Below are 6,754 nucleotides of genomic sequence, written 5' to 3'. Positions count from 1 at the left end.
TCCGCAGTTTCACGGGGCCGGACCATCGTTGGCTGCTGCCGGCCTCGGCGGCGGCCGGTGCCGCGCTGCTCACCTTCGCCGACGTGGTCGGGCGCGTGATCATCCCTTCGGGCGAACTCGAGGTCGGCGTCGTGCTCGCGTTCGTCGGCGCCCCGTTCTTCATCGCGGTCGTGCGCCGCAGGAAGTTGGTGACGGCATGACCCCCAAATTGATCGGCCCACCGGTGGTGCCGGGGCGTCCGCCCTTGCGGTTCGCGGGCATGTCGGTGGTGTGGCGGCCGCGTGCGGCCCTCGCCGCCGGTGGCCTCGCGGTCCTGTGCTTGGCGACGGTCGTCGTTGGCCTGGGCATGGGCGACTACGCGATTTCGCCGGCCCGCGTCATCGAGGTCCTCTTCGGCGGCGGCTCCTCGCTGGACCGGACGGTGGTGCTGGGTTCGCGCCTGCCCCGGGTGGTGGGCGGTGTGATCGTGGGCGCTGCCCTGGGCATTGCCGGGGCGTTGACGCAGTCGATCGCGCGCAATGCGCTGGCCAGCCCCGATGTTCTGGGCATCACCGAAGGCGCCTCGGCGATGGCGGTGACGATCATCGTCGCGGGCACGGTTCTCGGCGGGGGCGGTTACGGGGCGGCGGCGCCGACGCTGTCGGGCGTCGGCATCCCGCTCGCCGCGTTTGCCGGCGCGTTGACGGTGACGGCGGCGATCTGGCTGCTGGCGTGGCGCCGCGGCGTGGATCCCTTCCGGCTGGTGCTGATCGGCATCGCCGTGTCGGCGCTGCTGCAGGCGTACATCATCTACTTGATGGCGGCGTCCGATTTGCGGGATGCGGCCGCGGCGCGGACCTGGCTGTCCGGCAGCCTGTCGGGGGCGTCGTGGTCGGGGCTGGCGGCGGTGGCGCTGTGCGTCGCCGTCGCCATGGGCCTGTTCGGGTGGATGGCGTTTCGCCTGTCCGTCCTGCAGCTCGGGCCGGCGACGGCGTCGGCCCTGGGCGGCCGGGTCCAGCTCAGCCAGGTCGCCCTGTTGCTCGTGGCCGTCGCATTGGCCGCGTCGTCGGTGGCCGCGGCGGGCCCAATCGGATTCGTGGCCTTCGTCGCGCCCCAGTTGGCGCTGCGGCTGGCCGGCGTACCGTCCCCTCCCCTGGCCACGTCCGCCGCGGCGGGTGCCGCGCTGGTGACAGCGGCCGACGTCATCGCCCGCAGCATCGCGCCGTGGGAATTGCCGGTGGGCATCGTCACCTCGACCATCGGCGCCCCGTTCCTCATCCATCTGCTCATCCGCTCGAATCGGAGGACCACCGCATGACCACAACGACCGAAATCGGAATCAGGGCGCGCGGGCTGCGGGCCGGTTACAGCGGAGGCGTCATTCTCGATGGCGTCGACGTCGACATCCCCAAGGGGGCCGTCACCACGGTGATCGGCCCCAACGGCTGCGGGAAGTCGACGCTGCTGAAGTCATTGGCGCGCACGCACCCGGCGGAGGGCTCCCTGCACGTCAATGGGCGCGACGTGACGTCAGTGGCGCGGCGGGAGCTGGCCCGGATGGTGGGGATGCTCCCGCAGTCGCCGTTGGCCCCGGATGGGATCGTGGTGGCGGATCTCGTGTCCAGGGGGCGCCATCCGCATCAGAGTTGGCTGCGCCAGTGGTCGGGGTCGGACGAGATGGAGGTAGCGGAGGCCCTGTCCTTGACGGGCATCTCGGATCTGGCGGAGCGCCCGTTGTCGTCGTTGTCGGGCGGGCAGCGCCAGCGGGTCTGGATTTCGATGGTGCTGGCCCAGCAGACGCCGACCCTGTTGCTCGATGAGCCGACCACATACCTCGATCTGGCCCACGCCATCGACGTGCTCAAGCTGGTCGGCACTCTGCGGGACCGCCTGGGGCGCACGGTCGTGATGGTCCTCCACGACCTCAACCTGGCCGTGCGTCACTCGGATCATCTGGTGGTCATGCACGAGGGGGCGATCGCGGCGACCGGGTCGCCGGGGCAGGTGCTCACGGAGGGTTTGCTTGCCGACGTCTTCGGCCTGGATGCCCTCATCGTGGAGGATCCGGTTGCGGGCGGTCCCCTCATCGTCCCGCGGTGACCCGCGGGGCGGTGTCCCGGGCCCGCAACAGGCGGTGCGCCCCCAGCTGATGGTCGATGGATGCGGCGATCAGCGCGCGGGGCTCTTCGTAATTGAGGGTGTGGATCAGTGATTCCAGGACACGGTGTGGCGCTGTCCGGATAGACGCCGAGGTCTTCCGATGATGGAAGTTCTTACACAGTCCATCCGAAAGACCTCGACGTGTCCAAGCCTACTTTCTCATCTCCTGACCTCACGACATTCTGCCGACTCGACTCTCTTGACCTCACTTGCATTGGCCAGCACATCACCGGGCACAAATCCATTGTGGAATGCCAGCCCAACACTGCCTATGACTGGTGCCGACGGTGTGGCGGGCACGGGATCGTCCGCGACACCGTCATCCGCCGGCCCACCACGCTTCACATTCGCCTCCGCCGGTACAAATGCGTCGAATGCGGCCGCGTATGGCGTCAGAACACCACTGCTGCGGCGCCACCACGAGCGAAGATCTCGCGAACCGGCATCGACTGGGCGCTGCGTGCCCTCGTCATCGACCACGACACCGTGTCCGTGATCGCACGCAAACTCGCCGTGTCCTGGCACACCGCGAACTCCGCGATCCTCGCGCAGGGACATCGACTGCTGATCGACGACCCGGCCCGGTTCGACGGGGTCAGCGTCATTGGTGTCGACGAACACGTATGGCGGCACACCAGGCACGGTGACAAGTACGTCACCGTCATCATCGACCTCACTCCCATCAGCCAGAAAGCAGGCCCGGCACGCCTGCTCGACATGGTGCCCGGACGGTCGAAACAGGTGTTCAAGCAATGGTTGAACACCCGACCGAAAGACTGGCGTGATGGCATCGACGTCGTCGCGATGGACGGATTCTCCGGCTTCAAAACAGCCTCCGTTGAGGAACTGCCCGAGGCTGTCGAAGTCATGGACCCGTTCCACGTCGTCAAACTGGCTCTTCCGGTTTTGGAGTGCGTAGTTGACCATGGGGTGGGGTTCGGGGTGGCACAACATATAGGGGTCCTGGCCGGTACAAGATGAGAGTTACGACGCTTCCATCCAACCGAACCAGGACCCTACTGTGCAGCTTACTGGCAACCTTGTCGCCGACACCATCTGCCGTACCGCGGAGATCGGATTGACGATCACCGGTGCCGCCGACGCCGGAAACCTCACCATCATCGACGCCGCACCTGTGGCCGTCAGCGACGCCTGTCCTGAATGCTCCCGGCCCGGCCCCAAGCGTGACCACATTTTCCGCCGGCTGGTGGACCTGCCCGTCGTAGGGTTCCCCACCCGTCTGCACGTGCGCCTCCCCCCGATTCACCTGCGCGAATGCCTCCTGTGACAGGAAGATCTTCCAGGCCTCCCTGACGTGTGCCGATGAGGGTGCCAAGCTCACCCACCGAGTCACCCGCTGGATCCTCCAGCGCCTCGCCATTGACCGGATGAGTGTGTCTGCCACCGCGAAAGCACTCGGCGTGGGCTGGGACCTGGTCAACCAGGTCGCACTCGATGCCTGCCGCCAGCTCGTCTACGACGACCCGCACCACCTCGACGGCGTGCGCATCCTCGGAGTCGATGAGCACGTCTGGAAACACACCCGAGGTCAGCCTTCGAACCTGGTGACCATCCTCGTGGACCTCACCCCACTGGTCGACGGCCGCGGGCCCGCCCGACTACTAGACATGCGACCGGGGCGGTCCGCGGACGTGCTGCGCGGGTGGCTGCAGGAACGCGACCCCGGTTTCCGCAGCCAGGTGCAGGTGGTGACCATGGATGGGTTTGCCGGTTATGCGGCTCTTCACGAACGAGGGTGTAGGTGGGGTCTGAAGCCTCCGGCTTCGAGCAGGCTGCGTGCGACGTAGTTCGTGAGATTCCTGAAGCCGAGCGCGGAGCCGCGGAGGTGTTCGAGTCGGCCGTTGATCGCCTCTGTTGGCCCGTTCGATGTGCCGGGGCGATCGAAGAACGCGAGGATGTCGGCGGCACGCTGGCCCATGGTGCGGCCGAGCCGGCGGATCTCTACGAGCGCGGCGGGGACGCCGGTGGTGATCGCATCGATCGCGGCGTGCATCATCTGTTTGGCCTTCTTCTTGTCGGGTTCCCGGTAGGCGGCGACGATGCGCTGGTAGATACCCCAGGTCGCTTCGACTTCGACGTGCTCTTCGATCGCGAACACAGCCTCCAGGCGGGCGGTCTGTTTCTCAGTGAGCAGGTCCGCGCCGGTGTGCAGGGTGCGGCGCGCTTTGTAGAGCGGGTCACCGGCGCGGCCGCGATGCCCGACCGTGTCCTGCTGCACTCGGCGTCGGCACTGGTCCAACGCGTCGCCGGCGAGGCGGACAACGTGGAAGGGGTCCATGACCGGGACGGCGTCGGGGAGTTCTTCGGCGGCGGCCGTCTTGAAGCCTGCGAGCCCGTCCATCGCGACGACTTCGATCCGCTTGCTCCACTCGGGTGGGCGCGCCGCGAGCCATTGCTTGAACACCGCCTTCGAACGACCCTCGACCATGTCCAGCAGCCGCGCGGGGCCGGTCTTGTCGCGGGCCGGGGTGAGGTCGATGATCACGGTGACGTACTTGTCACCGAGGCGGGTGTGCCGCCAGACGTGCTCGTCGACGCCGATCGTGGTGACCCCGTCGAACCGACCAGGATCGTCGATGAGTCGACGCTTGCCCTCCGCGAGCACCGCAGTGTTCGCGGCGCTCCAGGAAACCCCGAGACCCGCGGCGACACGGGTCACGGTGAGGTGGTCGATGACGATGCCCCGCAGCGCCCACTCCACGCCAAGGCGGGAGATCTTCGCTCGCGGCGCGGCGGCGCGAGTCATGTCCTGCCGCCACGTCCGTCGGCAGTGCGCGCACCGGTAGCGGCGGACCCGGACCAGAAGCGTTGTCGGCCTATGCCCGAACGGCTCATGCGCGAGTCGACGCGTCACCGTGTCCCGCGACACGCCCTCCGCCCCGCACTTCCGACACCAGGGGTCCACCTCGACCGGCCGACACTCGATCATCGCCCGGTCCCGCTCGATCAGCTGGCCGACCGCTTCGAGTCCGAGTTCATCCAGGCGGCAGAACGTGGTCAGGTCAGGGGTCGCGAAAGTAGAGTGGAGCACGTCGAGGTCTTTCGGGATGGCGAGCGTGAAGAACTTCCATCATCCGGGAGACCTCGACCCCTACCCGGCCACCGACGCGCTCACCCGACTACACCCTCGTTCGCGAAGAGCCCCGAAAGGTCTGGAGGAGCTCGCCCAACTGGGACGCACTCTGTGGCGCCGGCGTGAGGATGTCCTGGCGTACTTCGATATCGGGGCGTCCAACGGGCCGGTCGAGGCCATCAACGGCAGGCTCGAGCACCTACGGGGGATCGCCCTGGGATTCCGAAACCTCAACCACTACATCTTGCGGTGCCTGATCCACTCCGGACAACTACAGGACAAGATCAACGCACTCTAAAACCGGAAGAGCCGGTAAAGCTTCGTGCTGTTGAGCTCTTCAACGCTGGTTGGAGGCCAGCTGACACCGCTGTGGAATGCGAGCTGCGCTCAAAGATGAGTGTCTATTCTTGGGCACAACGCCACCGTGAAGAGGGAAAATGGGGTTTGATGTCGAAAAGAGAACGCAAAGAGCACACTCGCATGCCCACCCGAGCAGCATTCGAGAAATCATTAGCCGATGATCCTGCAGAACTGAAAAAGCAAATGGCTCAACTGCTCGTTGACAAGGCTGTTTTGGAAAAGGAGCTGGAACTTGTAAAAAAAGACGTCAGCGTCATCCCGGGGCAGCTCAGCAATAAGCACAAGGCTGAAGTGGTTGACGCGTTACGCGGCGAGTTTCCGTTATCTATGCTGCTTGCTGCTATTGATCTTGCGGCATCAAGCTTCTACTACCAACTCCAACAGCGATTTGCTCCGGATAAGCACGCGCATATCCGCGAATTGCTTCATGAGATTAGTTCTGAGTCGAATAACACCTACGGCTATCGCCGACTTTGGTGGGAACTGCGCCATCGCGGGATCGTTATCAGTGAGAAGGTCGTCCGCCGTCTCATGCACGAAGAGGGAATTCGTCCCTGGTTCCCGAAACGAAAGTGGCGTTACTCCAGCTATCAAGGGGAAATTTCTCCCGCACCACCTAACCTGGTGAACCGTAATTTTCATGCTGAGCATCCAAATCGGTTGTGGCTGACTGACATCAGTGTTTTCGCTACTAACCAAGGTCGCGTGTACCTGTCTGCCATCATTGACTGTTTTGACGGGAAGGTCGTGGCAGCAAAAACAAGTGTTCATCCCACCATGGAGTTAGCAGAAGAAACTTTGTACGCAGCAATCGCAACCGAAAAGCCGGCAATGGATGGCTCCTTGGTGATTCACTCAGACCGCGGAGCACATTATCGAGGCAGCAGCTGGCGAAGTATGACCGAGAAGTTCGGAATACTTCGCTCGATGTCGAAGAAAGGTTGTAGCCCCGACAATGCAGCATGCGAGGGGTTCTTCGGCCGAATGAAAAACGAAATGTACTACGGCAGAACCTGGCAGAACCCTCAAGAGCTCAAAGAAGCAATCGCGACATACATTGAGTTCTACAACAATCACCGAATCAAGATCAGCCTCGATGGTTTGAGCATTGCCGAATACCGAAAAGTCAATGTAGCGTGAGATTGAAACTGTCCAAAAAAA

5 protein-coding genes and 3 pseudogenes are annotated in these 6,754 nt (G+C 64.3%); 7 read left to right on the top strand and 1 reads right to left on the bottom strand.

All coding sequences use genetic code 11. From position 1 onward, the window contains the following. The 5 genes and pseudogenes from ADB02_RS10680 to ADB02_RS11395 all read left to right on the top strand — a co-directional run. Positions 1-200 (top strand): iron chelate uptake ABC transporter family permease subunit (locus ADB02_RS10680; RefSeq protein WP_049191075.1); only part of this gene is annotated, 200 nt, incomplete at its 5' end. Further along, a complete protein-coding gene (locus tag ADB02_RS10675) occupies positions 197-1,297 on the top strand; it encodes a FecCD family ABC transporter permease (RefSeq protein WP_049191074.1) in 1,101 nt (366 codons plus the stop codon). The genes ADB02_RS10680 and ADB02_RS10675, both read left to right, overlap by 4 nt. Next, positions 1,294-2,079 carry an ABC transporter ATP-binding protein gene (locus ADB02_RS10670; RefSeq protein ID WP_049191073.1) on the top strand — a complete coding sequence of 262 codons (786 nt, stop codon included), beginning with the start codon at positions 1,294-1,296 and terminating at the stop codon, positions 2,077-2,079. Before ADB02_RS10675 ends, ADB02_RS10670 begins: the two co-directional genes overlap by 4 nt. Before the next feature lie 201 nt (positions 2,080-2,280). Further along, positions 2,281-3,051 (top strand): annotated as a pseudogene (locus tag ADB02_RS10665) (ISL3 family transposase); the annotation flags it as partial. A 109-nt stretch (positions 3,052-3,160) separates the two neighbouring features. Beyond that, a pseudogene (locus tag ADB02_RS11395) lies at positions 3,161-3,878 on the top strand (transposase); the annotation flags it as partial. A gap of 5 nt (positions 3,879-3,883) precedes the next feature. On the opposite strand, the gene ADB02_RS10655 reads toward ADB02_RS11395, so the two are convergent. Next, entirely contained in the window at positions 3,884-5,191 is a 1,308-nt protein-coding gene (locus tag ADB02_RS10655) for an ISL3 family transposase (RefSeq protein ID WP_048733072.1), read from the bottom strand. Between the two features lie 112 nt (positions 5,192-5,303). On the opposite strand from ADB02_RS10655, the pseudogene ADB02_RS10650 reads away from it, so the two are divergent. Next, positions 5,304-5,531: pseudogene (locus tag ADB02_RS10650) on the top strand (transposase); the annotation flags it as partial. Next, positions 5,483-6,733: an IS3 family transposase gene (locus ADB02_RS10645; RefSeq protein ID WP_256379072.1), complete on the top strand. Its 1,251-nt coding sequence runs from the start codon at positions 5,483-5,485 to the stop codon at positions 6,731-6,733. The pseudogene ADB02_RS10650 and the gene ADB02_RS10645, both read left to right, overlap by 49 nt. The last annotated feature ends 21 nt before the right edge of the window (positions 6,734-6,754 follow it).

Origin of the sequence: Corynebacterium sp. 212_CJEI (assembly GCF_001055915.1) — a bacterium.
In the GTDB taxonomy this organism is placed as follows: Bacteria; Actinomycetota; Actinomycetes; order Mycobacteriales; family Mycobacteriaceae; genus Corynebacterium; species Corynebacterium jeikeium_D.
This window is presented reverse-complemented; position numbering and strand designations above follow the sequence as displayed.

Coding starts and splice junctions, on each gene's coding strand:
- ADB02_RS10675 (WP_049191074.1), top strand. CDS start 197: ATGACCCCCAAATTGATCGGCCCACCGGTGGTGCCGGGGCGTCCGCCC.
- ADB02_RS10670 (WP_049191073.1), top strand. CDS start 1,294: ATGACCACAACGACCGAAATCGGAATCAGGGCGCGCGGGCTGCGGGCC.